The organism is Polaromonas sp. P5_D5, from assembly GCF_054049435.1.
In genome coordinates this window covers 113215-138356 of the sequence record NZ_JBFUMJ010000002.1, presented here as the reverse complement: position 1 = coordinate 138356, position 25142 = coordinate 113215, and the positions used below count along the sequence as shown (strand labels likewise).

General features: G+C 62.7%; 22 protein-coding genes and 3 tRNA genes. 4 read left to right on the top strand and 21 right to left on the bottom strand.

Features of this window, described 5'->3' with window-relative positions:
• Positions 1-64 precede the first annotated feature (64 nt).
• The 9 genes from ACXJKE_RS07310 to ACXJKE_RS07270 form a co-directional block, all read right to left on the bottom strand.
• Complete coding sequence (locus ACXJKE_RS07310) at positions 65-889, bottom strand: siderophore ferric iron reductase (protein ID WP_457279925.1); 825 nt, start codon at positions 887-889, stop codon at positions 65-67.
• Positions 886-2769, bottom strand: coding sequence for an IucA/IucC family protein (locus ACXJKE_RS07305; protein WP_457279924.1), 1884 nt, complete (start codon positions 2767-2769; stop codon positions 886-888). Before ACXJKE_RS07305 ends, ACXJKE_RS07310 begins: the two co-directional genes overlap by 4 nt.
• Positions 2766-3371, bottom strand: a complete 606-nt coding sequence (locus ACXJKE_RS07300; protein WP_457279923.1) for a GNAT family N-acetyltransferase — start codon at positions 3369-3371, stop codon at positions 2766-2768. The genes ACXJKE_RS07305 and ACXJKE_RS07300 overlap by 4 nt, the downstream gene beginning before the upstream one ends.
• Positions 3361-4599 (bottom strand): MFS transporter, encoded by a 1239-nt coding sequence (locus tag ACXJKE_RS07295; RefSeq protein WP_457279922.1) that lies wholly within the window; start codon positions 4597-4599, stop codon positions 3361-3363. Before ACXJKE_RS07295 ends, ACXJKE_RS07300 begins: the two co-directional genes overlap by 11 nt.
• Positions 4600-4620: 21 nt before the next feature.
• Positions 4621-5934: a lysine N(6)-hydroxylase/L-ornithine N(5)-oxygenase family protein gene (locus tag ACXJKE_RS07290; protein ID WP_457279921.1), complete on the bottom strand. Its 1314-nt coding sequence runs from the start codon at positions 5932-5934 to the stop codon at positions 4621-4623.
• 92 nt (positions 5935-6026) lie between these two features.
• The gene (locus ACXJKE_RS07285; RefSeq protein ID WP_457279920.1) at positions 6027-8420 is read right to left on the bottom strand and encodes a TonB-dependent siderophore receptor; all 2394 of its coding nucleotides are present in this window, start codon (positions 8418-8420) and stop codon (positions 6027-6029) included.
• A gap of 175 nt (positions 8421-8595) precedes the next feature.
• Entirely contained in the window at positions 8596-9663 is a 1068-nt protein-coding gene (locus tag ACXJKE_RS07280; protein ID WP_457279919.1) for a FecR family protein, read from the bottom strand.
• Positions 9664-9762: 99 nt separating this feature from the next.
• Complete coding sequence (locus tag ACXJKE_RS07275) at positions 9763-10341, bottom strand: sigma-70 family RNA polymerase sigma factor (protein WP_457279918.1); 579 nt, start codon at positions 10339-10341, stop codon at positions 9763-9765.
• A 295-nt stretch (positions 10342-10636) separates the two neighbouring features.
• Entirely contained in the window at positions 10637-11131 is a 495-nt protein-coding gene (locus ACXJKE_RS07270) for an Lrp/AsnC family transcriptional regulator (RefSeq protein WP_457279917.1), read from the bottom strand.
• A gap of 270 nt (positions 11132-11401) precedes the next feature.
• Between ACXJKE_RS07270 and ACXJKE_RS07265 the strand changes: the two genes are divergently transcribed.
• Positions 11402-12388 (top strand): Bug family tripartite tricarboxylate transporter substrate binding protein, encoded by a 987-nt coding sequence (locus tag ACXJKE_RS07265; RefSeq protein ID WP_457280958.1) that lies wholly within the window; start codon positions 11402-11404, stop codon positions 12386-12388.
• 137 nt (positions 12389-12525) lie between these two features.
• Entirely contained in the window at positions 12526-13656 is a 1131-nt protein-coding gene (locus ACXJKE_RS07260) for an ABC transporter substrate-binding protein (RefSeq protein ID WP_457279916.1), read from the top strand.
• A 122-nt stretch (positions 13657-13778) separates the two neighbouring features.
• On the opposite strand, the gene ACXJKE_RS07255 is transcribed toward ACXJKE_RS07260, so the two are convergent.
• The 10 genes from ACXJKE_RS07255 to pip all read right to left on the bottom strand — a co-directional run bounded on the left by ACXJKE_RS07255 (position 13779) and on the right by pip (position 22258).
• Positions 13779-13855 (bottom strand) — tRNA-Asp (locus ACXJKE_RS07255).
• Positions 13856-13959: 104 nt separating this feature from the next.
• A tRNA-Glu gene (locus tag ACXJKE_RS07250) sits at positions 13960-14035 on the bottom strand.
• A gap of 83 nt (positions 14036-14118) precedes the next feature.
• Positions 14119-14194: transfer RNA gene (locus tag ACXJKE_RS07245), tRNA-Ala, on the bottom strand.
• 74 nt (positions 14195-14268) lie between these two features.
• Positions 14269-15663: a glutamate--tRNA ligase gene (gltX, locus tag ACXJKE_RS07240; protein ID WP_457279915.1), complete on the bottom strand. Its 1395-nt coding sequence runs from the start codon at positions 15661-15663 to the stop codon at positions 14269-14271.
• 16 nt (positions 15664-15679) lie between these two features.
• Positions 15680-16894 (bottom strand): O-succinylhomoserine sulfhydrylase, encoded by a 1215-nt coding sequence (locus tag ACXJKE_RS07235; RefSeq protein WP_457279914.1) that lies wholly within the window; start codon positions 16892-16894, stop codon positions 15680-15682.
• A gap of 2 nt (positions 16895-16896) precedes the next feature.
• Complete coding sequence (purF, locus tag ACXJKE_RS07230) at positions 16897-18417, bottom strand: amidophosphoribosyltransferase (RefSeq protein ID WP_457279913.1); 1521 nt, start codon at positions 18415-18417, stop codon at positions 16897-16899.
• A 34-nt stretch (positions 18418-18451) separates the two neighbouring features.
• Complete coding sequence (locus ACXJKE_RS07225) at positions 18452-18937, bottom strand: CvpA family protein (RefSeq protein ID WP_457279912.1); 486 nt, start codon at positions 18935-18937, stop codon at positions 18452-18454.
• 22 nt (positions 18938-18959) lie between these two features.
• Entirely contained in the window at positions 18960-19751 is a 792-nt protein-coding gene (locus tag ACXJKE_RS07220; RefSeq protein WP_457279911.1) for an SPOR domain-containing protein, read from the bottom strand.
• 91 nt (positions 19752-19842) lie between these two features.
• Positions 19843-21153 carry a bifunctional tetrahydrofolate synthase/dihydrofolate synthase gene (gene folC, locus ACXJKE_RS07215; RefSeq protein ID WP_457279910.1) on the bottom strand — a complete coding sequence of 437 codons (1311 nt, stop codon included), beginning with the start codon at positions 21151-21153 and terminating at the stop codon, positions 19843-19845.
• A gap of 133 nt (positions 21154-21286) precedes the next feature.
• On the bottom strand, positions 21287-22258 hold the full coding sequence (gene pip, locus ACXJKE_RS07210) for a prolyl aminopeptidase (RefSeq protein ID WP_457279909.1): 972 nt from the start codon (positions 22256-22258) through the stop codon (positions 21287-21289).
• A 190-nt stretch (positions 22259-22448) separates the two neighbouring features.
• Between pip and ACXJKE_RS07205 the strand changes: the two genes are divergently transcribed.
• Together ACXJKE_RS07205 and ACXJKE_RS07200 are read left to right on the top strand one after the other, a co-directional pair.
• A complete protein-coding gene (locus ACXJKE_RS07205) occupies positions 22449-22793 on the top strand; it encodes an ArsC family reductase (protein ID WP_457279908.1) in 345 nt (114 codons plus the stop codon).
• Positions 22794-23009: 216 nt separating this feature from the next.
• On the top strand, positions 23010-23717 hold the full coding sequence (locus ACXJKE_RS07200; RefSeq protein ID WP_457279907.1) for a glycine zipper 2TM domain-containing protein: 708 nt from the start codon (positions 23010-23012) through the stop codon (positions 23715-23717).
• A gap of 75 nt (positions 23718-23792) precedes the next feature.
• Here ACXJKE_RS07200 and ACXJKE_RS07195 read toward each other — a convergent pair whose 3' ends face one another.
• Both ACXJKE_RS07195 and ACXJKE_RS07190 read right to left on the bottom strand, forming a co-directional pair.
• Positions 23793-24563 (bottom strand): anti-sigma factor, encoded by a 771-nt coding sequence (locus ACXJKE_RS07195; RefSeq protein WP_457279906.1) that lies wholly within the window; start codon positions 24561-24563, stop codon positions 23793-23795.
• A complete protein-coding gene (locus ACXJKE_RS07190) occupies positions 24563-25138 on the bottom strand; it encodes an RNA polymerase sigma factor (protein ID WP_457279905.1) in 576 nt (191 codons plus the stop codon). The genes ACXJKE_RS07195 and ACXJKE_RS07190 overlap by 1 nt, the downstream gene beginning before the upstream one ends.
• Between the last annotated feature and the right edge of the window lie 4 nt (positions 25139-25142).

Here is a 25142-nt window from a genome sequence, read left to right as displayed (position 1 = left end):
GGGCGTGGCGAAGCATACCGGCCTTGAGAAAGGCACAGCCGCATCGCGGAATCAATGGCCCGGACTACGAAGGATCAGCCAGCAATCGGGCGATACGCTTGTCGAGCGGGAGCTTGGGGCAGGTGCTGCATTTCTCGCCGTCATGGCGGCGAAAGTAGTGGCAGCACACCTTGCGGTCGAGGGCGAGCGCGGGCGTCCCGTCACGCGCCCGGTAGGCAAAAAAGCCGCAGCCGCCGGCAATACCCAGCTGCACCAGCCATTCCTCTCCGAGCGCCGCAACTTCGGCATCCCCCAAGGCGGGGGTGCTGCGATGGACCAGCAGCAGCGCGCCCAACACACACTCGGCCTGCAACCGGTCAGCGGCGCGGGCATGCAGGGTCACCAACGGCATCAGTGCCGCGCGCGTGGATTGGCACAGTTCGCGCAGCTCGCCTGATGCCAGGTGGATGCGTGAAGGCAGCGTCGCGGCCTTCATGGGCGCGTGCACCGGCAATTGAAAGCCGCTGGGAAACCCGTCCACCACGGGTTGTGCCAGGCCAGCCAGCCGCGGGACATGCGTATCAAGATGCGCGGCGATCACGCTCAAGTAGACCGGCTGCCAGATCGCCAGGCCCCAACAACGCAGCGCCACATAGTGCGCGCCGGCTTCGGGGTAGGCCTCTGCCCAGTGCCCGCACAGCGCCCGCAACGGACCCGGCCTGGCCGCTGCGTCGTCGCCATGACGCAGTGCGCTGGGCAGCGGTGCATCGCCCTGCTCGCCGCGCAGCGAGGGTGCGATGCGCCCGGCCAGTTGCAACACGCGGGCGAGGTCAGCGTTGGGCGCGGACGCCCACGCCTGCAGCGGCGCGCCGTCGCGCACCGTGTCCTCCGCCCGCATGTCAAAGCTCATGCAACGCTTTCCGCAACCGGTTCTGCCTCGGCCCGGTGCGCGGCGCGGCGGCGGAGCCCGGCAATCGGGTTCACGAGATTGCCGGCCATCTTCAGGCTGGAAGCGGGATCGGCCAGGTTGACCATCTGCACGTTGTTGCCGAGTTGCAGGCGGTTCAGGCAGGAATGCAGGAACTCGGGCACAAACATGTCATAGTGCGCGAACTTTTCGGCCATCCCGGGATGGGCGTCTTCGTAGTCAGACACGCAGTCGGCCACCGATTGCCAGAAGTCGTCCTCGTTGCAGCAGGCGTTTTCCACCAGCACCTGGTTGATATGGCGCAGCACGCCGTCGAACACGTCGATAAAGATACCCAGCAGCTTGAAGTGGTCGGGCACATCGACCGCCAGTCGGTTGACGCGCTCCGGCAGCAGCGCCTTCGCTTCGATATTGAGGATGGCGCATTCCTCGGCGATGTCTTTCATGATGGCGCGCACCGGCACATGCTTGTCGAGCACCAGGATCAGGTTCTCGCCATGCGGCATGAAGGTCAGGTCGTGCTTGTAGAAGCAATGTAGCAGCGGCGTCAGGTAGGACGCCAGATAGCTTTTCAGCCAGGCCTTTGTGCTCAGGCCGGAACGGCGAATCAACTCGGGTAGCAGGGCATGGCCGTCTTTGTCGACATGCAGCAGCGCGGCCATGGTCATCAGGCGTTCGCCCGGTTTGAGCAAAGGCAGCGGGCTCTCGCGCCACAGCGCCGAGAACATCTTCTTGTAGGGGGTGTCGACCGGTATCGCGGCTTCGTAATAGTGGTTGCGAAAGCCGATTGACGCGACCTCTCGCAGGATGGTGAAGCCGTTCGCGCGCAGGAAGGCATCGCCCGACACCAGGTCCTTGATGAACTCATTGATAGCCGGTGTGCCCGACATGTAATAAGGCGACAAGCCGCGCATAAAGCCCATGTTCAGGATGGAGAGCGAAGTCTTCACATAACGCTTGCTGCGGTCGCTGGTGTTGAAGAAGGTGCGGATCGACTGCTGGGCGATGTAGTTGTCGCGGCCATAAGCCAGGCAGATGATCTTGCGCTGGGCAACATAGCCGGCGAAGGCGATCGACAGCTTGTTGAACCACTGCCACGGGTGGGCCGGCATAAAGTTGTAGTCGACTGGATCGACGCCCAGCGCTGCCACTTCACGGGTAAAGCCGTCCACGGTCTCCTGCCCCAGCTCTTCGGCCAGCAGCTGTTCGTAGCTGAGCGTGGAGATGCTGGAGAAAGCCGCATGGTCCTTGTGCACGGCCAGCCAGATGACTCGAATCTCCGAGCCGGCCTCAGGCGCGTAGGCCTGATAGTCGGCCGCGGTGAAGCCCAGCCGCCCGTTGTTGGCGACAAAACCCGGATGGCCTTCGGTCATGGCGACCTCAATGGTCTGGAAGTCGGTGGCGTCGGCCAGCTGGGCGCTGCTGGGTGCGTCTGCCTTCATGCGCTTGTAGGCACTACCGAAGAGCGTGCTGCTGATCTCGTCGAGGTAGATGGGCAGCAGCTCATCACGTATGCCCAGACGTTGGCGGCATTCGATGATGAACTGGAGCGCGTCCAGCGACTGGTCTGCGCCGTTCACCAGCTTGCGGATGGATTCCGGTTTGATGTACCAATGGCGCAAGGCCAGGCGCTGGGCCTCGAACTGGTAGCACACGGCGCCGTCGTCGGAGCAAACCTGGTACAACGCGAAGCCACCCTTCCCTGCACGCAGTTGCTCCGGTTCAATGATGATCTCATGGGCATATTCGGCAATGGCTTTGCGCAACAGCAGGCGGTTGGCCTGAGCCCAGACCTCCGGCGTCAGGTGGGCGGCGAACTGGGCCGGGTCGTGCGCGATCTGGTGGGCGATGGTGACGTTCATGAATGGACTTCCTCTAAGGTGGCGGCCGTAGCCTGTTCAAAATCCCGCCGTGTGCAAAAGGCGAGGCTGGCGATCTTCTCGGGGAAGACCACATCACGGTCGTAGGCAAAGCCTGCCGACCGGTTCAAGGCATGGACCTTGTGATTGGTGGCGTCGGGCTCCACGACGATGCGCTGCGCACCCAGGTGCTCGAACATGAAGCGCATCAGCGCGTAAAACACAGTGCGCGAGTGCCCGGCGATGCGCTGCTGGGGCGGGCCGATAAAGATGTGCATGCCCAGGTCGCCGGGCCGCACCGTGTAGAAGGCCTTGATGCGGTCCTGCGCGGGGTCGTAGCACTCAGCCAGGAAAGCCGGTCGCCCTTCGTGCCAGCCGATGTAGGGTGTGGCGGTGCCGGAATCCATCATGCGCTGGTAGGCCTCACGAACTTCGTCCTCGGTCTTGTCCTGCATCAGCCAGAAGGCGGCACGCTCCTGGATGAACCAGCGGTGCAAAGTCGGGATGTCCTCCGGTATCCGCAACGGGCGGAACACAAAACCCGTCTCGTCGCAGTACGGCCTTTGCACGGCGTCGGCGCGGCGGTGCAGCGTGTCAGTTGGCATGGGCGGGCTCCTTTAAAGATGAAGAATTTGTGACGCTTCCGGTTTCATCCAGATGTCCGGCGCTGGGCACTTTGAGGATCAGGCGATCCAGTAGTGCGGTGAGGACAAAGCCGCCGGCCGCCAGCAGAAAGGGCACATGCAGCCCATAGCGATTGACAATCGCGCCCCCCGCAAACGAGGACAGCAACACGCCCATGTTCTGGAAGAAATTGGTGATGCTGTAGTCCTGCGCATAGCGCTGCGGCGTGGACAGGCGGAACAGGTTGACCTCCAGCTTGACGATGATCTGGAAGAAGGCCCAGCCATACAGCACGCGCCCCAGCACGACCAGAAAAGGATCGGGCGCAGCATGCAGCAACAGACCGGCCGCGCCCAGCAGCAGGTTGCCTACCGTGTGGTCGGGCAGGTCGCCGCCGCGCGCCCTTATCCAGGCGTGCAGCCGCAGCGCGACGATGGCCACCACACCTGGTATGGCGAAGGCCATGCCCGACAGCAGCTCGCTGTCGTTGCCAGTGATCTTCTGCCAGTACAGCGCGAAGAAGGGGCGGATCAGGTAGGCGCTGAAGTCGAACATCAGCATCACCAGCGCCAGCTTCAGGATGGGCAGGCGGGCCAGCAGCCCGACGCGGCGCGCTTCGGTGGCTTCGGCCATTGCCTGCTCCCCGGTGTTGACGCGAATGATCTTTCCGCTGCGGATCAGGTAGAAGCAGACGGCCATCTGAAAATAGTCGCCGGCCGCCATGGCAAAAATGCTGGCGCGCGGCCCCCAGGTCTGTAGCACAAAGCCGCCCACCACCGCGCCGAAGATGGCGCCGAAGTGGACTACCACCGACAGAATGCCAATGGTGGCCGCATGCTGCTCTTTGGGGGTCAGGCGCATCATGTACGGGTACATCAGCAGGTAGCTGCTCTTGCACATGAACATCAGCATCGACAGTATCCAGTAGATCTCCACGGTAGGCGCCCAGTCGCTCAGCAGGCTGAAGGTGCCGGCGGCAAACTGCGTGTAGACCAGCAGGTGCAGCGGTTCGACGCGGCGTGCCACGCGTGCCCACAATGGCAGGGTGCACATCACGGCGATGGAGATCGCCGCCACGTAGGCGCCCACGTGAACAGGGCTGTCGATACCGTAGCGCGCGCTGAAAAACTGCGGGTAGAAGGGAATCAGGATGGCGTCGCTGATAACGGCCAGTACCGTCATCGTAATGATGTGAAATCTCAGGTTCATGTTTGTTGTGCGCCTCAGGCCTCAGAGCAGGACGAAGTCCGCTGTGGACGGAATAGTGAAATCCTGGATCGCGACGCGACGCTCAATCTTGTAGTGCTCCACGCCCGTGAGTTCGCGCAGGATGTAGGAGTTGCGGTAGCAGCTCATGCCCAGGTCCTGGTTGGTCATGCCGTGGGTGTGCTGGCCGGCGTTCTGCACGAATATCTCGTTGCCGTTGAAATCGGCGGCGTAATTGCGCGCGAGGCGATAGCGGCCTTGTTCGTCCCAACGCAGGCGGTGGCGGATGCCGTCAACGAAAGGCGGGATGTTCTCGCGGTAGCCCGTGGCGAAGACCAGCCCCTCGCTGCGATGCGCATAACGTGCGTCGCAGTCAAGCTGGCGGAATTCGATCTCGTAGCTGTCGCTTCCGGCGTCGTAGCGACACCCCTGCAACTCGCAATTGGTAATGAGGTGCGTGCGCAGCGGCCCCTGCTTTCGCCTGTCGTCCAGCAGGTCATAGATCTGGTTGATCAGGCTGGCATTGACGCCCTTGTACAGGCTGTCCTGCGCGCGCACGATGCGCTCCTTCTTCCCATCGGCCAGGTTGTAGAAGTAATCGATGTAGTCCGGGGAGAACATCTCCAGCGTGAGCTTGGTGGTCTCCATCTGGAAGAAGCGCGAAGAGCGGGTGATCCAGGTCAGGCTGTAGTCGTGCCCGTCGGCGTCCTTGAGCAGGTCGTGGTAGACCTCGGCCGCGCTCTGGCCGCTGCCGACGATGGTGATGGAGCGCTTCTTCTGCAGCTCGGCCTTGCGGGTGATGTAGTCGGCGGTATGCAGGTAGCGATGCCCGCCCGGCGCGCAACATTGTGGGAAACGGGGCTTGGAGCCAACGCCCAGCACCAGCTTGCGGCAGCGCATGACAAAAGGCTCGCGCTGCGGGCCTTGCACACCGGTCACGACATAGCAGCCGTTCTCGATGTCGTGGACGATCTCCTGCACGTCATATTCGAAGCGCGCGTTGGACAGGCGCGCCGCCGCCCAGCGGCAGTAGGCGTTGTACTCAGCCCGCGTCAGGTAGAAGCTCTCGCGGAAGTAGTACGAATAGATTTTCCCTTCTTCCTTGCAGTAGTTGAGAAAGCTGAAGCAGCTGGTGGGGTCCGCCAGGCTCACCAGGTCGGCCAGGAAGGGGTTTTGCAGTGTGGTGTTGTCAATCAGCATCCCGGGGTGCCAGTTGAACTCCGCATTGCGCTCCAGAAAAACCGCGTTCACCCCGGTGATCGGCTCCGCCAGACAGGCCAGACTCAGATTGAAGGGTCCAAGCCCGATCGCAATAAAGTCATAGACATCATTTTTCATTGCACTGAACTCCCTGATTTCTGGTGCGCCATCCGGTGGCGCATGGTGATCAAAAGAATGCCCGCCGCTGACTACCGCACCGGGCCGCGTTCCTACCACTGATACGTCACGGTCGCGTTGACGCTGCGCGCGTCGCCCCAGTAGCAGTACTGCTGGCTCAGGCACGACGCCACATAGGTCTTGTCGAGGAGGTTATTGACGCTCAGGCGAAGGTTGGCGCCCTTGAGCGACGGATTCAGCTGGGCCAGATCGACGCGCAGCATCAGGTCCACCAGCGTGTAGGGCGGCACCTTCATGCTGTTGGCGTTGTCGACCCAGCTCGAGCCCACATGGCGCACGCCCGCACCCATGGTGTAGCCCTGCGAGAAGTTCCAGTCGCCCCAGACCGAGGCCATATGGCGCGGCGCCTGGTACGGCGTGTTGCCGGTGAAGCCGTCCGACGATTCGGTGAACTTCATGTCGGTATAGGTGTAGCTCGCCATCACCGAGACCTTGCGGCTCAGCTGCGAACGGGCCTCCAGTTCCAGGCCGCGCGAGCGCACCTTCCCGGTAGGTTCAAAGTAGGTGGCGCCTACCGGGCGTGTGGCGACATTTTTCTGCGACAGGTCGTACACCGCCGCCGACAGCAAGGTGTTGGAGTCCTTGGGCTGGTAGCGTATGCCGACTTCCAGCTGTTTGGTCTCCGCGGGCGGCAGGTTGTTGCCTTGCCGGTCATTGCGCAGGCTGGGATTAAAGCCGTCCGAATAACCCACGTAGGGCGCAACGCCGTTGTCAAACAGATAGACAATGCCGGCCCGCTTGGTGAATTTGGAGCCGCTCCACTGCGCCGGATTTCCCGAGCCATACTGGTTGGAGGCCTTGGCCCAGTCCATGCGGCCGCCCAGCGTGAAGCGCCAGCGGTCCAGCTCCGTCTGGTTTTGCAGGTAGAGGCCGGTTTGCTCGAGCTGGCGATCGATAGGGTCGCTGGTCACGCCGGTCAGGCCCGGTGCGCCGTAGCCTGGATTGAACACGTTGATCGGCAGCGCGCTGCCCGACTCCCAGCTCCCGCTGACGCGGCGCTTCTGGTAGTCCAGCCCGGTCAGCAGGGTGTGCTTGAGCGCGCCCGTCTGGAAGTGGCCTTCAAGCTGGTTGTCGATGGTGTTGCCGCGTGTCGACTCCGTGGCGCCGGAATAGTAGCGCGTCAACTCGTTGGCGCTGGCCCAGCCATAACCGTAGATCTGGCGCAGCGTGGTATTCGCCGTCACGTGGCGGAAGTTCTGCCGGAACTTCCACGCATCGTTAAAGGCATGCTCGAACTGGTAGCCGAGGAAGCGTTGCTTGCGCTGGTATTTCTCGACACTGGAATCTCCATCGAAGAAATAACGCGAAATCAGGCGGCCGTTGTGATTGGCATTGAGACTGGCGTCCGCCGGAACCCCGCTGTGATAGCTGCCCTCCGGGTCATCCTGGAGATAAGCCTGCAGCAACAGGCGCGTGTCGTTTGACGGGTTGATCGCCAGGGATGCAGCAATCGCCTGGCGCTCTTCCTTGACTGTGCTGAACTGCGAGTCGAGCGAGCGCGTCAGTGCCGACAGGCGAAAGGCCATCACACCGTCTTTGTCGATGGGCCCCGAAAGATCGACAGCCGCTTCCCGGCGGTTGCGGTTACCGATGGTGACTTGTACTTCCCGGTAAGGCTGGTACTGCGGTGTCATGCTGGTCAGCGCCACCAGGCCGCCCGGCGACGCGCGTCCGTACAGCACAGACGCAGGGCCCCGCACCACGTCAATGCGCTCCAGGAAATAAGGATCCACCTGCATCGAGGTATAGCTGCCCTGGTCACTCAACATACGCAGCCCGTCAAGCAGGGTGCTGTCTACGCTGCTGTCCTTGAAGCCGCGCAGCGCCACGTAGTCGTAGCGATTGGACGCGCCCACCAGCCCTGTGAAGGCGCCCGGCGAGTAATTCAAGGCCTCGGAAACGCTGCGCGGTTTCTGGTCTTCCAGCTGCTGCTTGGTCACCACCGAGATCGACTGCGGCGTCTCGATGATGGGCGTGTCGGTCTTGGAACCCGAGGCACTGCGCTTGGCGACGTAGCCATTGCCGCCGCTGGTGGCCGTTTCCTGCTCCGCGCCGGCCGTCACGGTCACCAGCGGCAAGGTTGCCGCGCCCGATGACGTTGAAACAGGCTTGACCACAAACACATTGCCGTCGATGGTCGCCGCCAGGCCGCTGCCGGCCAACAGCCTGTCCAGCGCCTGTTGCGGCGTCAAACGGCCAGACACAGCCGGCGCCGTCTTGCCCGCCACCAATGCGGGCTGCACCATCAACTCAAGCCGGGCCTGCTGCGCCAGGTCGTTCAGCGCCTGGGCCAGGGGCTGCACCGCAATGCTGACCTGTACCGGTATGGCGGCACGCGTGCTGCCGGTGTTTTGGGAAAAAGCCACCGTACTTCCGAGGGCCAAAGCCAGGGCCAACGGGGGTAGATGGAAGCGGGAACGAGGCATGCGTGCAATCTCCGGGAGAAGGTTTAAATAAGAATCCTTCTCATGTAGACGCGTGGGCTCTGGGAAACCCTAGGTCGGGCACAAAAGTTTTTTTGTGTCCTGATGTCACCTGCTTCGGCCAGCAGGCCAGGCAGCTCAAGCCGATAACTAATAGTTAGTGGCTAACGGCGAATGACTAATGACCGGCAGAGACGATCTCGGCCTCGCCGCCCTGCTCGCGCAGCTTCACGGGCAAGACCTGCTGCAGGATGCGGGCGAAGTTGCCCGGCCGCCGCGGGTCGAACGTGCCCGTCACGCGCAGCGCGGCCACGGCCGGCTCCCGCACCGTCAGATGCACCGGGCCGTAACGCTCGAACTCGGCCAGAGCCTGGTTCAGAGGCGTGTTGTCAAAACTGACGCGGCTTTCACGCCAGGGCGCAATCCCGGCTGCGGGCAAGGCAGACACCGCGCCCAGCAATCCCGACATGTCGCTCGCGATCTGCTGGCCGGCGACCAGCTCAACCGCCGCATCGGTAGCGGACCGTTCGGCGCGCGCCACGCGCACACGCCCTTCTTCCACCGCAACCTGCACACCCGCACGGCCCGGCACACCGGGCGTGTAGCGCACAGAAAACCGCGTGCCGACCACCGTGATGCGCAAAGGCCCGGCCAGCACATCGAAAGGACGCGCCGGGTCACCCTTGACCTGGAACATTGCCTCTCCCTGCGGCAGGCGCACTTCACGGCGCTCACGGTAAAGCGTGACGTCGGCGGTGGTCAGGGTGTCCAGCCTCAGGCGGCTGCCTTCCGGCAAGACCACCTCCAGCTGCTGGCCTCGCGTGGTGGCAAAACTCTGCTCGAACACCGGTTGCTGCTGCCAGAGGCTCCAGGCCATATAGCCCCCGCAGGAAACCATCAATGCCACGGCGGCCAGTGCGCCCTGCGGCACCCAGGCAGACAGCCCCTGCCACCAGGCGCGCCGGCGTGGCGCGGTACGGACGGCGGCAGCGGCTTTGTCGTCGGCGAGGTTCTGCCTCAGCGTGCGCAAGCCATCTGCCGGCAGCGCGTCGAGCAAACGCCAGTCACGCTGGTGGCGCGCAAAGGACGCGCCGTGGGCGCTGTCCGCCGCCAGCCAGGCCAGGAACGCAGCCTCGTCCGCCGCCCCAAGCTGCCCACCGGTATGCCGCACGAACCAGTCCAGCGCCGCTTCGTCGGGCTCTGTGGACGGTGCGGCTGGCGGGTGGGCTGGCGGCGGGATGTTCATGGTGTGCTTATCGGCTCTTGGATGTAGACGCACGAACAAGCCGAAACCCTATGCCGGGAAAGCAAGAATACAAATAAAAATTCATTCGAAAGCCGAAAGTCATTCGCGGGCGGGTTTTCTTCGTCGGAGCACCGGGGTAGAGATGGGGGTAGAAGTTGGGCCGGCGGTGGCGGGTGCCCCGTCGAGCGCGTCTTTGCAACGCCTGCAGGCGTCCATGGCCAGCTTGATGTGCTGCTCGACCATCTTGCGCGAGATGCCCATCTGCTCGGCCACCTCCGCATGCGGCAGGCCGTCAAACTTGTGCAGGATAAAAGCCTCGCGGCAGCGCAAAGGCAGGGCATCAATCGTGGCCAGCAGGGCGTTCACCCCCTGCGCGGAAGACGCCGCAGCATCGGGCTCGCAGGCCAGCGGCGCCGCGAGATTCTCGAGCTCGGCGGCCGAGGCCTCGGCATCGGGATGCAGCGCATCGCCGCGCACTTCACTGCGGCGGTGCTGGTCGATCTGCAGGTTGCGTGCTGTGCGGTAGAGCAGTGCGCGCGGCTCGGGCACCGCCTGGCCGGAATGCTGCACCGCCAGGACGCGCGCATAGCTCTCCTGCACGACATCAGCCGCAGCATCGCGGTTTCGCACCGTGCGGGAACAGAAGTTCAGCAGTTCTTGGTAATAGCGCTCAAGCACAGGTCGGTCATTGCCATGGAGGTGACGGATCCCTTCAAGCGGCAGACGAGATGTGGCGGTGGCTGACCAGGCGCGCGTCGTAGATGGGAATTATTCTCATTATGACCGAAGCGCGCTACCGGCTTCATCGTGGAGCACCATTACCTTGATGCCACACGGCCTTATTGAACAGCAGCTCTTGAATCACATGCGAGTCTCAAGGACCCGAGACATCGCAAGAAGGAAGCGAGGAAATGCGCGTTGTCTATGGTCGGGTGTGCTTCAACCTTCATCGGGATTGTCAACACCCTGAAAACTACATAACAGGCAGTTCCGTCGTTGAGAGCACCTGCTTCAGCACGACGAAGGTGCGGATCTGCCGCACCCCCGGGAGGTAGAGCAGCTCCGCGGCATGCAGGCGGTTAAACGATTCGTTGTCCTGCGTGCGGACGGTGACGAAGTAGTCGAACTCGCCCGTCACCACCACGCATTCCAGGCAACCCGGCACCTTCTGCACCGCTTTTTCGAAGTCGGCGAAGGACTGCGGTGTGGACCGGTCCAACACCACGCCGATCACGACCAGCATGCCAAGGTTCAGCGAAGCAGGATTGAGCAGCGCGACGATGCGCTGTACCAGGCCCATCGATTTCAGGCGCTCCACCCGACGCAGGCAGGCTGCGGGGCTCAGGTGCACCTTGGCCGCCAGTGCCACATTGGAGATCGATGCATCGCGCTGGAGCAGGCGCAGGATCACGCGATCAACCCGGTCCAGGTCAGGCCGCGGGGCAGTTGTTTCATTCTGTAAACGCACTTTTATTTCTCTTTTTTCTTTAATCACACACTTCTCCAAGTTTTCAAATCTAATTATTCGAATAACTGATCTTAAAAGTCAATTATGTTGCAACCCTGTTGCGCGGCCTCAGCGATAGACTTTCCTTGACTCCTCAAGCGGATTTCCGACATGCCCTCCAACTTTGCCGCTTGGGATTCTGGATACGTCGAAACGCAATGCCTGCAGTTTCCTGTTTCGCAACGGTTGATCAACGCGGCCCATGCCGTATCAAAGAGGAGCAATACGATGATGAACCCAAGGTATGAGAAGCGCTTCTTCCTGGCCATGGCGCTGGTCTTGCTGGCCCCATGGGCCAGCGTTCACGCGCAGGGCTATCCGTCCAAGCCGGTCCAACTGGTCATTCCTTTTCCGCCGGGCGGCGCCACCGACATCGCCGGACGGCTGGTCGCCAAGAAGCTGGGTGAGCGCCTGGGGCAACCTGTGGTCATCGACAACCGGCCGGGCGCCGGCACCATCGTCGGTGCCGCATTCGTCGCCAAGGCGGCGCCGGACGGCTACACGCTGCTTATCAGCTCGGGATCCACTTTCACGGTCAACCCGGCACTCATGCCCAAGCTGCCTTACGACCCGATCAAGAGTTTCGAGCCTGTCGGGATGGTGGCGCGCGTTCCCCTTGTTCTTCTGGCCAACTCCGATGTCCCGGTCAACGACCTGAAGCAGCTGATCGCAGCGGTGCAACGCGCACCGGACAAGTACGTGTACGGCTCGTTCGGCAACGGCACCACAGGGCACTTCGCCGGTGAAATGCTCTGGAGCGCCGCTGGCATCAAGCTGCAGCACATCGCTTACAAAGGCAGCGCACCAGCGATGACCGACCTGATGGCCGGCCAAATCCCCTTCTCGATTGACACCGTCGCGGCGGCGCTGCCGCAACTGAAGGCGGCGAAGCCGAGGATCAAAGCCATCGCCGTCACCGGCGAAAGCCGCGCGACGCAAATGCCCACGGTGGCGACTGTGGCGGAGAGCGGTTTCAAAGGTTTCTCGGCCGATTCCTGGCTGGCCATTGCCACGCCCAAGGGGGTGCCGGCGGATGTAAAAGCCAAGCTGCAGAAGGCGCTGGCCGAGACGATGAAGGATCCCGAGCTTCGCGAAAAACTCGTCGCGAACGGACTCGAATACGCCTGGGAGCCCGCTGCCACGGTTGCTGCGCGCATCGAAAACGAGCTGCCCCGCATGCGCGTGATCGCCCTGCGTTCCAACATCCGGATCGATTGAAAGTGGCGGCCGGCAAGGACCTCGTGGCCTTCTCCGATTGATTGTTACCCGTGGGGCTGGATTCACTATCTACAGCCTCAGGCTTGACAGGTGAAAGCGTTGCACGTGCGAGTTGGACCGCGTTAAGGAAACTGGAAATGAGAACTGGTCAGTTGATTTCCCGCCTGGCGGGCCTGGTTATCGCAAGCGGTATAGCGTCGTCCGTACTGGCCGCGCAGCTTGTAGTCGGTCAGGTGGCGCCGTTGACCGGCATTGACGCGAGCCAGGGCCGCGCCTATGCAGCTGGAATGCAGTTGCATTTCAACGCCGTGAACAAGGCGGGCGGGGTCAACGGAAACACCTTCATCCTGGCGCGCCGCGACGACGCTGGACGCCCCGATGAAACACTCACCCAAACGCGCGCGCTTCTGGCCGAGGACAAGCCCGTGGTGCTTGCCGGCTATTTTGGAAGCCGCAATATCGCCCAGCTGGTCAGCGCGGGCATATTTGAGCGCGAGCACATCGTGCTGGTCGGCTTCCGCGCGACCGAACTGAATCTGGACGTTCCGCAACTTTATGGCGTGCGCGCCACATTGCGGGACGAACTTGCGAGAATCACGGCGCACCTGGCGACAGTCGGAATCACCAGGCTTGGCTTGGTTTACGAAAACGGCCCCGGTGCTGCGCCACTCATCGCCGCCGCACAGGAAGCAGCGGCGAATGCCAAGGCCAGGATCGTGCAAACGGCGGGTTATGACGCCGGGACCAGCCGCGTGACTGCCGCCGCTGACGCCATGCTGCAAGCCTCGCCGCAGGCGATCATCATGATTGCAAGTGGAGGCGCAGCTTCCGGTTTTATTGAGAAGTACCGCTCGGCCGGAGGAACGGCTCAGCTGTTTGCACACTCGGGCGCGGACATTGAGCAGATGGCGAAACGGCTTTCTGACGAGCAAATGCAAGGCATCGCGATCGCTCAGGTCACGCCCAGTCCCTACAAACTGACAAATCGGCTTTCCAAGGAGTTCAACGACATCGCGGCAACGGCCGGAGCGCAGGATGTCCCGATCAGCTACGCAATGATGGAAGGCTTCATCGCGGCCAAGGTGATTGTTGAAGCGGCCCGACGGCAAGGCTCGCGTGTGACCCGTGAAGGTTTTGCTTCCGCTCTGGATGGACTGGACAGCTTTGACCTGGGAGGATATGTCATCGGATTTCGCCCGGGGATGCGCAATGGTTCGCGCTTCGTGGAGATGACGATCGTCAGCGGAAACGGAAGAATCCGGCAATAGAAAGGCAGGGTCGATACCGCTGCTTTGCGCCACTCACCAAATCTTGAGGACGCAGTCAGGAAACAAGGGCCGGAAAAGAGAAAAGGGTTAGCAGATACTTACCTGCTAACCCTTATCAATATTGGCGGAGTGGACGGGACTCGAACCCGCGACCCCCGGCGTGACAGGCCGGTATTCTAACCAACTGAACTACCACTCCTGGTAGTGACAACATTCGCTCTTTCGAGCCAAGTCGCTTGGCCCTTGCGGGCCGGCGGTTGTCAACTTGCGCCTTGGGCATCACACGCAAGGTGTGATGAATTCTGGCGACCCTAAGGGGATTCGAACCCCTGTAGCCACCGTGAAAGGGTGGTGTCCTAGGCCTCTAGACGATAGGGTCAAAACCTTGGAACTTCCGGATGAGCCCCTGCTTTCACACGGACCCACAAAACTTCAAATTCTTCCCGACTAACTTTTAACTTTTGGTGGAGGTAAGCGGGATCGAACCGCTGACCTCTTGCATGCCATGCAAGCGCTCTCCCAGCTGAGCTATACCCCCGTCAAGTTATTGAGGTTTCCCTGCAATTGTCGAGCCTTGAATTATAGCCCGAAAAATTGGCCTATTTCAAATCCTCAAACAAGCTTCAACCGGGAGACCACATCTTCGCGTTTCATGAGCTCCAGAATCGCGTCGAGCGACGGGGTTTGCGGCGTGCCCATGACCAACACGCGCACGGGCATTGCCAACTGCGGCATCTTCAGGCCCGTGTCGGCCAGCACCTGTTTGATGGCGGCCGAGATCGCGGCCTTGGTCCACTCGCAGGCCACCAGCGAACTGCTCAGTTTTGCAATGGCCGGACGCACCGCCTCCGTGACGTGCGTGCTGATGTCTTCAGCGCTCGGTTTGCCCCCGGTCACCAGCAGTTGCAGCCAGCCGGCCAGCTCTACCAGCGTGCTGCAGCGGTCTTTAAAAAGCCCGCAGCCGCGCGTCACCCATACCGGGTCCACGCCGGTAATGCCCTGGGCTGCCAGGAAAGGCTGCACCAGCGTTGCCAGCGTGTCATCTGCAGTGGCCTTCAGGTGCTGGGCATTGACCCAGCGCAGCTTGGCTTCATCGAACTGCGCGGCGCTCTTGCCAAGGTGATCGAGGTTGAACCACTCAATGAACTGCTCGCGGCTGAAGATTTCGTCGTCGCCGTGGCTCCAGCCCAGGCGCGCCAGGTAATTGACCATGGCGTCCGGCAAATAGCCTTCGGCGGCGTACTGAGTCACCGGCTTGGCGCCGTTGCGCTTGCTGAGCTTTTCGCCCTGCTCGTTGAGCACGGTCGGCAGGTGGGCGTACACCGGCGGCTCTTTACCCAGGGCCTTGAAGATGTTGATCTGGCGCGGCGTGTTGTTCACGTGGTCGTCGCCGCGAATCACGTGGGTCATGGCCATGTCGATGTCATCGACCACCACGCAGAAGTTGTAAGTCGGCGTGCCATCGGGCCGCGCGATCACCAGGTCGTCGAGTTCGTCGTTGCTGATCTCGATGCGGCCCTTGACCTTGTCGTCCCACACCACGCTGCCGCCCTGCGGGTTCTTGAAGCGCAGCACGGGCTGCACGCCTTCGGGCACGGGCGGCAGGGTCTTGCCGGGCGCAGGACGCCAGGTGCCGTCGTAGCGTGGTTTTTCCTTGGCGGCCATCTGCTTTTCACGCAGGGCGTCGAGCTCGGCCACGCTCATGTAGCAGGGGTAGACCAGGCCATCAACCTGCATCTGCGCAAGCACAGCCTTGTAGCGGTCCATGCGCTGCATCTGGAAAAACGGGCCTTCGTCGTGGTTCAGGCCCAGCCAGCGCATGCCTTCGATGATCACGTCGACGGCTTCCTGGCTGGAACGTTCGACATCGGTGTCTTCGATGCGCAGGATGAAGTCGCCGCCGGTGGCACGGGCAAAAGCCCAGGGGTAAAGCGCTGAGCGGATATTGCCGAGGTGGATGAATCCGGTCGGGGAAGGGGCGAAACGGGTTCTTGTCTTTTGGGTCATTGGGGCAGTCATGCAGTCATACGATAAGGCTCAGGCCGCGGGACAGGTCGGCCTTGATGTCGTCTACGTGGTCCAGCCCAACGGCCACGCGAACCAGGCCCTGGCCTATGCCGGCGGCCTGGCGCTGCTCTTCGCTGAGGCGCCCGTGCGAGGTGGTGGCTGAATGGCTGATGATGGTCTTGGTGTCGCCCAGGTTGGTCGCAATGCTGAGCACCTGCGTGCTGTTGATCACCTTGAAGGCATTGGCGCGTGCCGCTTCCGGTGTGTCGCCAAGCACGTCAAACGACAGCACTGCGCCACCCAGTCCCGATTGCTGACGCATGGCCAGCTCATGCTGGGGATGCGATTCAAGACCAGGGTAATAAACGCGCGCCACCGCAGGCTGCGTTTCAAGCCACCTGGCAACGGCCAGCGCGTTGGCGCTCTGTGCCTGCATGCGGATGTTCAATGTCTCCAGGCCCTTGAGCACGACCCAGGCGTTGAAGGGCGCGAGCGTCATGCCGGCGGTGCGCACGATCGGGCCAAACACATCAACGATGAGTTTGGACGAGCCGCAGAGCGCACCCGCCATCACACGGCCCTGGCCGTCCAGGTATTTGGTGCCCGAATGCATGATGAGGTCAGCGCCGAATTCCACCGGGCGTTGCAGGGCCGGTGAGCAAAAGCAGTTGTCCACCGCGAGCAAGGCGCCCACGCTGTGCGCCAGATCAGCCAGCGCCCGGATGTCGCAGACTTCGGTCAGCGGATTGGTCGGGGTTTCAGCAAACAGCAGCTTGGTGCCGGGTCGCAATGCGGCCTTCCACTCGCTCACGTCGGTCTGCGACACAAACGTGGTTTCAACGCCGAACTTCCCGAACTCGCGGCCTATCAGGGCGATCGTCGAGCCAAACATCGAACGCGAGCAAATGACGTGGTCGCCAGACTTCAGCAATCCCATGCACATCATCAGGATCGCGCCCATGCCGGTCGAGGCGCCGATGGCGGCTTCGGTGCCCTCCATCGCGGCGAGGCGGCGTTCAAAGCTTGTGACCGTCGGGTTGGACGTGCGGCCGTAGGTGTAGCCTTCTGTCGGGTCGGCAAAGCGCCGTGCCGAGGTCTCGGCATCGGGTTGCACAAAGCCGCTGGTCAGGTACAGCGCTTCGGAGTTTTCGCCGTGCTGGCTGGGCTCCAACGCCACGCGCACGGCCAGCGTATCGCGGTGCAGGTTGTCAGGCAGTTTTCTTTTCGTCATGCTCAGGCTTCTTGCGGATTGGGCAATGCCAGGCGGGACACGTCCACGTCGCCTTCTTCGCCGGCGGTGTCGGCGCGCTGGGAATTCATCGCGGCGATGGTCTCTGCAGTCACGTCGCCCGTGATGTAAACGCCGTCAAAGCAGGAGGCGTCAAAGCCGTCGAGCTTGCCGTTGAGTGAGCCAATGGCGCGCTTCATGCCTTCCACGTCCTGGTAAATCAGCGCGTCGCAGCCAATGACTTCACGGATTTCTTCAATCGTGCGGCCGTGGGCCACCAGCTCATCAGGCGTAGGCATGTCAATGCCGTACACGTTGGGAAAGCGCACGGGCGGCGCAGCGCTGGCAAGGTAGACCTTGCGCGCACCGGCGTCACGCGCCATTTGCACGATCTCGCGGCTGGTGGTGCCGCGCACGATGGAATCGTCGACCAGCAGCACGTTACGGCCCTTGAACTCGCTGGCAATCACGTTGAGCTTCTGGCGCACGGACTTCTTGCGCACGCCCTGCCCCGGCATGATGAAGGTGCGGCCCACGTAACGGTTCTTGACGAAACCTTCGCGGTAAGGAATGCCCAGCAAGTGTGCGAGCTGCGTGGCACTCGGTCGGCTGGATTCGGGGATCGGGATGATCACATCGATCTCGCTGGGTGGCACGGTAGAGACCACGCGTTTGGCCAGCGTCTCGCCCAGGTTCAGGCGGGCCTGATAGACCGAAATACCGTCCAGCACGGAGTCAGGACGCGCCAGGTACACAAATTCGAAGATGCAGGGGTTGAGTTTGGCGTTGGGTGCGCACTGCTCGGCGTGCACCACGCCTTCCATGTCTACATACACGGCTTCGCCCGGGGCGATGTCGCGCTCGAACTGGTGCGAAGTGCCTTCGAGCGCCACCGATTCGCTGGCCACCATGACGGTCGTGCCGTTTTCATTCTCGCCGCGGCCGATGCACAGCGGGCGGATGCCGAAGGGGTCGCGAAACGCCAGCAGGCCGTGGCCGGCGATCAGCGCGACGACGGCATAAGAGCCCTTCACGCGCTTGTGCACACCGCGCACTGCGGCGAACACATCAACCGGCTTGAGCGGCAGGCCGCGTGTGGTTTTTTCTAGCTCATGCGCCAGCACGTTGAGCAGCACTTCAGAATCGCTGTCGGTGTTGATGTGACGGTGGTCAGTGTTGAAGAGCTCGGCCTTCAGCTCGGCCGCATTGGTCAGGTTGCCGTTGTGCGACAGCACGAGGCCGAAGGGCGCATTGACGTAAAACGGCTGGGCTTCGTCTTCGCTGTAGGCGTTGCCTGCTGTGGGGTAGCGCACCTGGCCCAGGCCCACCGTGCCCGGCAGCGCGCGCATGTTGCGGGTGCGGAACACGTCGCGCACCATGCCCTTGGCCTTGTGCATGTAGAACTTGCGCCCCTGCTGCGTGACGATGCCTGCGGCATCCTGGCCGCGATGCTGCAAAAGCAGCAGTCCGTCATAAATCAGCTGATTGACCGGGGCTTTGCTGACGACGCCGACTATCCCGCACATGGTGTTCCGATCATGATGAGTTGACTCTTCAAAGTTAAATTAAATACTTGGCAAACTGTTCGGGCAATACCGGCTTCAGGGCTTTGAGCGTGGCCGTCAACACCGGCGCGCCCTTTGATTCCCGCCACCAACTGCTGGACTTCAGCGCCGTCATGTCGATCACAACGGTCGCCGCCAGCAGCAAAACAATTCCGCGCAACACACCAAAAGCGGCTCCGAATACTCTGTCCACAGGCGCCAGGCCGACGGCAGCTACCAGCTTCTTCACCACAAAGGCCAGCAGCCCTGCTGCGAACACGGCGGCGATAAAGATCAGCACAAACGCCGCCGCATAACGCACCGGGTCAGAAGCAGACTGCACCGGCAAGCGGGTGGCCAGGTCGGGCGCAAACCATTGCGCCACAAAAAACGACACCACCCAGCCCAGCACCGACAACACCTCATACACCAGCCCGCGCCATGCGCCCAACAGCATGGAAAAACCCAGCACTCCCAGCAAAATCCAGTCAACAGCCGTCACGACACCACCGGGGCAGTACCCATTACAAGGTCAGGATGGCAGCGGGTAAATCAAGGCCCTTGATCTTGGTCGCCGCCTTGTCGGCCTCGGCCTTGGTGGCAAACGGGCCCACGCGGACCCGGATGCGCTTGCCGTCTTTGGTTTCCGCCACTTGTGTATAGGTTTTGAGGCCCGCCTTTTCCACCTTCAGGCGCGCTTCGCGGGCCTTGGCCACATCGGCAAACGCGCCGACCTGAACCACAAAACGGCCATCCGCCTCGCTGGCAGACGGTTTGGCGGCCGGCGCGGCGGTGCCGTTCAGCAGTGCGGCGGCACGTGTGGCGTCGTCGTTCGCAGCGGGCTTGGCCGGCTTGGGTTCCGGTTTGACCGGGGGCTTCACCTCAGGTTTGGCTTCCGGTTTTGCTTCATTTTTGATAGCTGCTAGCGCAGATGCAGCAAGGGCTGGGGCCGGTTTTGATGAAAGAATTTCTTCCCTGGGCGCCAGGCTGGCGTCAGCGGTTACTTTTTCGGCGGGCTTGTCGGCCACCTTGGGGGCGGACGCGGAAGTGGCTGCCGGGGCACCGGGCCCGGGAATCACCAGGGGCTTGACCGTGCCTTTGCCGGGAATTTCAATCGGGATATCGACCGGAATGGGCCTGGGCTGGGTGTCAAACAGCAGCGGGAAACCCAACACGCCGATCAGCACCAGCACGGCAGAACCGATCAGCCGGTGTTTGGCGCGCTTGCGAATCACTTCCACGCTTTCCGTTTGAGCGGCTGACCCGGCATTGGAGGCAGCGTTGGAGCCGCCCCGGCGGAAGTTGAAAAACGGCATGGTGTGGCTTGGATCCGATAAGGGGTGACGTTAACGGTGAACGCGGGCTGACGGCCCTTTTTTGAACGCGTTGCGGGCCGCTTGTCAGGTCTCAGGCGGCCAGGTGCGGGGCCGAAAGACGCGGCACACCGTCCTTCAAAATGCCGCCCACCGTGTAGAAGGAGCCGAACACGACAATTCTATCAGCGGGGGTTGCGGCCCCGACCGCCGCCTGCAGCGCCGCTTCGGGGGATTTGTAAGTGCCGGCGCTTGCATCAGGCCGGGTATTGGCCGCCGTCCACCTGGCCTGCAAATCCTCGGCAGAAGCGGCCCGCGGCGTCGGCAAATCGGTGAAATACCACTTGTCGATAAGCGGCGCCACCCGTGCCAGCATGGGCGCCAGGTCCTTGTCGGCCATGGCACCGAACACCGCGTGCGTGCAGGGGTAAAAGCCCATGGCATCGAGGTTTTCAGCCAGCGCGGCCACCGAATGGGGGTTGTGCGCCACATCCAGCACCAGCRTGGGCTGGCCGGGCACGATCTGAAAGCGCCCCGGCAGTTCGACCATTGACAAGCCGTTGCGCACCGCCTGGGCCGTCACCGGCAGGCGCTCACGCAAGGCCGTCAGCGCCGCCAGCACGCCTGAAGCATTGACAAGCTGGTTGGCGCCGCGCAAGGCCGGATACGCCAGGCCGGCATAGCGGCGCCCACGCCCTGCCCAGCCCCATTGCTGCTTGTCGCCCGAAAAATTGAAGTCGGTGCCGAAACGCCACAAGTCAGCACCCACTGCGGCGGCGTAGTCAATGATGCTTTGCGGCGGCACCGGATCGCTCACGATGACCGGCTTGCCGGCGCGCATGATGCCGGCCTTTTCGCGGCCAATGCTTTCACGGTCAGGGCCCAGGTATTCCATGTGGTCCAGGTCGATGCTGGTGATCACCGCGCAGTCCGCGTCCAGCATGTTCACGGCGTCCAGACGCCCGCCCAGGCCGACTTCGAGGATGACGACATCCAGCTTTGCGTCGGCCAGCAGCTGCAGGATGGCCAGGGTGGTGAATTCAAAGTAGGTCAGCGAAATCGCGTCACCGCCCTGCGTGCGCGCCGCCTCGACGCGCGCGAATTGCGCAACCAGCTCGTCAGCCTTCACGATATCGCCGCGCACCCGGCAACGCTCTTCAAAATGCACCAGGTGCGGCGAAGTGAAGACGCCGGTGCGGTAGCCGGCCTGCAGCAAGATGGCTTCAAGCATCGCGCAGGTCGAGCCTTTGCCGTTGGTGCCGGCCACCGTGATGATGGGGCAGTCAAAGGCCAGGCCCATGCGCCTGGCCACAGCGCTGATGCGCGTCAGGCCCATGTCGATGCCGACAGGGTGCAGGTGCTCGCAGTAAGCCAGCCAATCTTCAAGTGTTTTCAAATTTTGCATACAGCCCAGCATTGTCGCGTAGCTGGCCTTTCCTTTCAGCAGGGGCCGCGATCCGGCTTTGCCGGTCGCAGGCGCCGCCCCCTGCAAGGGGGGAGGACGCTACACGCAGTGAGCGTCAACGGGGGTGTTCGAGCTATTTGGCGAAACGGTCCGTCGCGGCGATCAGCTGGCGCAGGATGCCGGGCTCGTTGAAGGCGTGCCCGGCGTTGTCCACCATATGGAATTCAGCCTCGGGCCATGCGCGGTGCAGGTCCCACGCGGTTTTGGCCGGCGTGGCCACGTCGTAGCGGCCCTGCACGATGACGCCGGGAATCCCGGCCAGCTTGTGCGCATCGCGAATCAGCTGGCCTTCCTCGAGCCAGCCGGCATGCACAAAATAATGGTTTTCGATGCGCGCGAACGCCAGGGCAAAGGCGTCGTCGCCGTGCTGGGCGGTAAAAGACGGGTCGGGCAACAGCGTAATCGTCTGGCCTTCCCAGAGGCTCCAGGCGCGGGCAGCCGCCAGTTGCGCAGCCCGGTCGGCGCCCACCAGGCGTTTGCGGTAGGCGGCAATCAGGTCGCCGCGCTCCGCCTGCGGAATGGGTTTGACGAACTCTTCCCACAAATCAGGGAACAACCAGGACGCACCCTCCTGGTAGTACCAGAGCAGCTCGGCGCGGCGCAGCGCAAAAATGCCCCGCACGATGAGCGCCGACACCCGGGCCGGATGGGCCTGCGCATAAGCCAGCGCCAGTGCGCTACCCCAGGAGCCGCCGAACACCAGCCAGCGCTCCACACCCAGCAGGGTGCGCAAGCGCTCGATGTCGGCCACCAGGTGCCAGGTCCTGTTGTTGTCCAGCGAGGCACTGGGGCGGGAGCGGCCGCAGCCGCGCTGGTCGAACAGCAGCACGCAATAGCGTTCGGGATCAAACAGGCGGCGATGTTCTGGCGAGCAGCCCGCGCCCGGACCACCATGCAAAAACACCGCCGGCTTTCCTTTGGGGTTGCCGCACAACTCCCAATACACCCAATGGCCGTCACCCGTTTCAAGAATGCCCGTGCGGAAGGGTTCGAGGGGCGGGTAAAGAACGGCGGGGGCAGTGCGCGTGGCTGAAGCAGCGGTCATGAGGCAAGGCATCCATACAAAAAAGGTTGGGCCGGTCGGCGCTCTTCATTATTCCAGCCTTGCCAAAAGGCCCGCTTACGCGCCCGGGCCCTTGCCTGCCTTCGCAGAAACGCTACCATTTTGATAGCTGCTGGCGCAAGTCCCGCTTGGCCGAAAGGCCTATTTCTCTTAAATCTGCGAAAATCGGGCCATGATCATTCTTTACGGCATCCCCAACTGCGACACCGTCAAAAAGGCCCGCGCATGGCTCGGCGAACAAGGTGTTGACTACCGGTTTCACGACTTCAAGAAGCAGGGCGTGCCGCCCGACCAGTTGGCGCGATGGGCCCAGGCGGCAGGCTGGGAAAAGCTGCTAAACCGCCAGGGCACCACCTGGCGAAAGCTGGAGCCGGCGCTACAGGCCAACGTGCATGACAGCGCCAGCGCCCAAGCGCTGATGCTGGCCAATCCCAGCGTCATCAAGCGGCCCGTGGTGGACTGGGGCAAGGACATCACAGTCGGTTTTGACGCACCAGGCTGGGCTGCGAGGGTTTGAACGCACAGCAGGCCGATCGGTTACGTTTTGCAGCCTGTTTTGCCTCCAGAGGACCTTAAAGGGGTTAAAAGGGCAGCTTTACCGTCGATTTACCGAACTCCGCGCCCCAAAATGACTCTGACTTACTAAAATTACGCTTGCCACCCGAGCCATCACCCGACCAGGGTGAGCCCTTTGGCGGTGCAACTTCAGCCACGTGCTGAAAAGGGTCGAATCATGAAAAAAGCGCTTGTTCTCTCTGCTCTGGCCGCCGCCTCCGGGTTGGCAGCTGTACCCGCCTCCGCCATGGACATCCTGGCCCGGGTGATTTCCAGCACGCCGGTGGTGCAGCAAGTGGCCGTACCGCGCCAGGTCTGCAGCAACCAACCCGTCGTTGTCCAGCAACCGAACTCGGGCGCAGGTGCGCTGATGGGTGCCCTCGCGGGCGGTGCAGCCGGTAACGCCATCGGCAATGGCGGCGGCCGTGCGGTTGCCACCATGATCGGGCTGGTGGGCGGCGCCATCGTTGGCGACCGCATCGAAGGCTCAAACAACCAGGTTCAAAACGTGCAGCAGTGCACAACGCAAACCTATTACGAAAACCGCCCCAGCCACTACAACGTGGTGTACGAATACCAGGGCACGCAGTACAGCACGCAAATGGCCACCGACCCGGGCCAGTATGTGCGCCTGCAGGTCACGCCGGTCGGCGCCATGGCCCCTGCGCCGCAGACCTTCCAGTCCGCGCCGCAGCAGCCCCAGACCTATGTGCAACCGGCGCCCCAGCCGGTGTATGTCCAGCCTGCCGTGACTTACGTGGAGCAGCCGGTGGTTTACCCGGCTTACTACCCCCGCCCCTACTACCAGCCGTACTACGCACCTATCGGCCTGTCGCTGAACTTCGGCTACAGCCGGGGCTACGGTGGCCACCGTCACTGGCGTTAAATCGCGGTCCGGCAGAACCAAAAAAAGGGGCGTTTGCAACGCCCCTTTTTGCTGTCCGCGAATATTCGACTGTTGCTATTTGGGCGTTTCAATCAGCGCGCCCTTGAACAGCACCGGCCCGGTCGGCCCGCTGCCAGGCGGCACACCACCCTTGGGCTCCAGGGTGATCGCCAGCGTCGGTACCTGGCGCATGTCAGTGCCTGCGGCGGTCAGCCGAACCACAGGGTCTGCGCCCATCACGCCCAGTGATTTGGGCGCCGCGCCGGGCGGCAAGGCCCAGAGTTCCAGGGACTTGTCGGGCTGCTCCCTGAAGCTGCCCACACGCTTGAGCGAAAGTGTTTTGTTCTTCGGGTCAAACGTCACCAGCAGCGACGCCGAAGCCTTGTCATCGGTCAGCACGGCCACGTATTCGATCTCGGGCGTGGCTGTCAGTTTGGCGGTTAGTTCGCTCACCTGCCCGCTCAGCCGGCCGTTCACGTTCAGCCCCACGACAACCGCCGCCGCAGTCGCGAGTGCGCCCGCCACGGCCCCGCCGCGCCACAGGCCCAGGCTGGACCACCAACCCATGGCACCCGGAGCGGCCCGCGCCGCCTGCATGGCCCGCGCCTCCTTGTCGGCCCTGACCAGATTTTCAATGCGTTTCCACACGGCGGGGCTGGGCGCCGCCCGCGGCTGCAGCTCAGCCACCGACGACAGCCGGCTTTGCCAGACCAGCGCCGCCGCGCGCAAAGTGGCGTTGTCGCGTGCCAACGTCTCAAACCGGCGACGCGCGCCGCCGCGCAAGGTGCCCAGCGCGTAGCTGGCCGCCAGTTGCTCCATCAGGGCGGGATTACTTTGTAAATTCATCAGGCAAACCTCGCCATGCAACCGCGAAGCTGCTCCAGCCCGCGCCGGATCCATGTTTTGACAGTACCCAAAGGCAGTTTGAGCTGCTCGGCCAGCTCACCATGGCTCAAATCCCGCAAATACGCCAGGCTCACCACTTCGCGCTGCTTGTGCTCCAGCTTGCCAAGGCACTGATGCAAAGCCCAGGCCTGTTCGCTGGCCTGGGTCGTGTCCATCGGGTTGGGCGAGTCGCCCGCCACCGTGTCGGAAATCACGTCGTCGAGTTCCTGCATCAGGTCGGCCCGGTCCGAAGCCCGGCGCCGCAAAAAATCCAGGCCGCGGCTGCGCACCACCAGCGCCATCCAGGCCATGGGCGGTGACAGGGTCGCCTTGTAGTCGCCAGCAATGCGCCAGATGTTGAAGAAGGCCTCCTGCAACACGTCTTCGGCCCATTCACGGTTGGTCACCACACGAATCGCGACACCGTAGAGCTTGGACGAAGTCAGCTCATACAGCTCCCGCAGGGCCGACTCATCGGCCTGGGCCACGCGGTCAATCAGCGCGATCAATTGTCTGTCCGGGCTTTCTGGCTTCATGAAG

Excerpts from the sequence above, each read along its gene's own strand:
- ACXJKE_RS07310 (WP_457279925.1), bottom strand. The coding sequence starts at position 889 with ATGAGCTTTGACATGCGGGCGGAGGACACGGTGCGCGACGGCGCGCCG.
- ACXJKE_RS07305 (WP_457279924.1), bottom strand. The coding sequence starts at position 2,769 with ATGAACGTCACCATCGCCCACCAGATCGCGCACGACCCGGCCCAGTTC.
- ACXJKE_RS07300 (WP_457279923.1), bottom strand. The coding sequence starts at position 3,371 with ATGCCAACTGACACGCTGCACCGCCGCGCCGACGCCGTGCAAAGGCCG.
- ACXJKE_RS07295 (WP_457279922.1), bottom strand. The coding sequence starts at position 4,599 with ATGAACCTGAGATTTCACATCATTACGATGACGGTACTGGCCGTTATC.
- ACXJKE_RS07290 (WP_457279921.1), bottom strand. The coding sequence starts at position 5,934 with ATGAAAAATGATGTCTATGACTTTATTGCGATCGGGCTTGGACCCTTC.
- ACXJKE_RS07285 (WP_457279920.1), bottom strand. The coding sequence starts at position 8,420 with ATGCCTCGTTCCCGCTTCCATCTACCCCCGTTGGCCCTGGCTTTGGCC.
- ACXJKE_RS07280 (WP_457279919.1), bottom strand. The coding sequence starts at position 9,663 with ATGAACATCCCGCCGCCAGCCCACCCGCCAGCCGCACCGTCCACAGAG.
- ACXJKE_RS07265 (WP_457280958.1), top strand. The coding sequence starts at position 11,402 with ATGAACCCAAGGTATGAGAAGCGCTTCTTCCTGGCCATGGCGCTGGTC.
- ACXJKE_RS07260 (WP_457279916.1), top strand. The coding sequence starts at position 12,526 with ATGAGAACTGGTCAGTTGATTTCCCGCCTGGCGGGCCTGGTTATCGCA.
- gltX (WP_457279915.1), bottom strand. The coding sequence starts at position 15,663 with ATGACCCAAAAGACAAGAACCCGTTTCGCCCCTTCCCCGACCGGATTC.
- ACXJKE_RS07235 (WP_457279914.1), bottom strand. The coding sequence starts at position 16,894 with ATGACGAAAAGAAAACTGCCTGACAACCTGCACCGCGATACGCTGGCC.
- purF (WP_457279913.1), bottom strand. The coding sequence starts at position 18,417 with ATGTGCGGGATAGTCGGCGTCGTCAGCAAAGCCCCGGTCAATCAGCTG.
- ACXJKE_RS07220 (WP_457279911.1), bottom strand. The coding sequence starts at position 19,751 with ATGCCGTTTTTCAACTTCCGCCGGGGCGGCTCCAACGCTGCCTCCAAT.
- pip (WP_457279909.1), bottom strand. The coding sequence starts at position 22,258 with ATGACCGCTGCTTCAGCCACGCGCACTGCCCCCGCCGTTCTTTACCCG.
- ACXJKE_RS07205 (WP_457279908.1), top strand. The coding sequence starts at position 22,449 with ATGATCATTCTTTACGGCATCCCCAACTGCGACACCGTCAAAAAGGCC.
- ACXJKE_RS07200 (WP_457279907.1), top strand. The coding sequence starts at position 23,010 with ATGAAAAAAGCGCTTGTTCTCTCTGCTCTGGCCGCCGCCTCCGGGTTG.
- ACXJKE_RS07195 (WP_457279906.1), bottom strand. The coding sequence starts at position 24,563 with ATGAATTTACAAAGTAATCCCGCCCTGATGGAGCAACTGGCGGCCAGC.
- ACXJKE_RS07190 (WP_457279905.1), bottom strand. The coding sequence starts at position 25,138 with ATGAAGCCAGAAAGCCCGGACAGACAATTGATCGCGCTGATTGACCGC.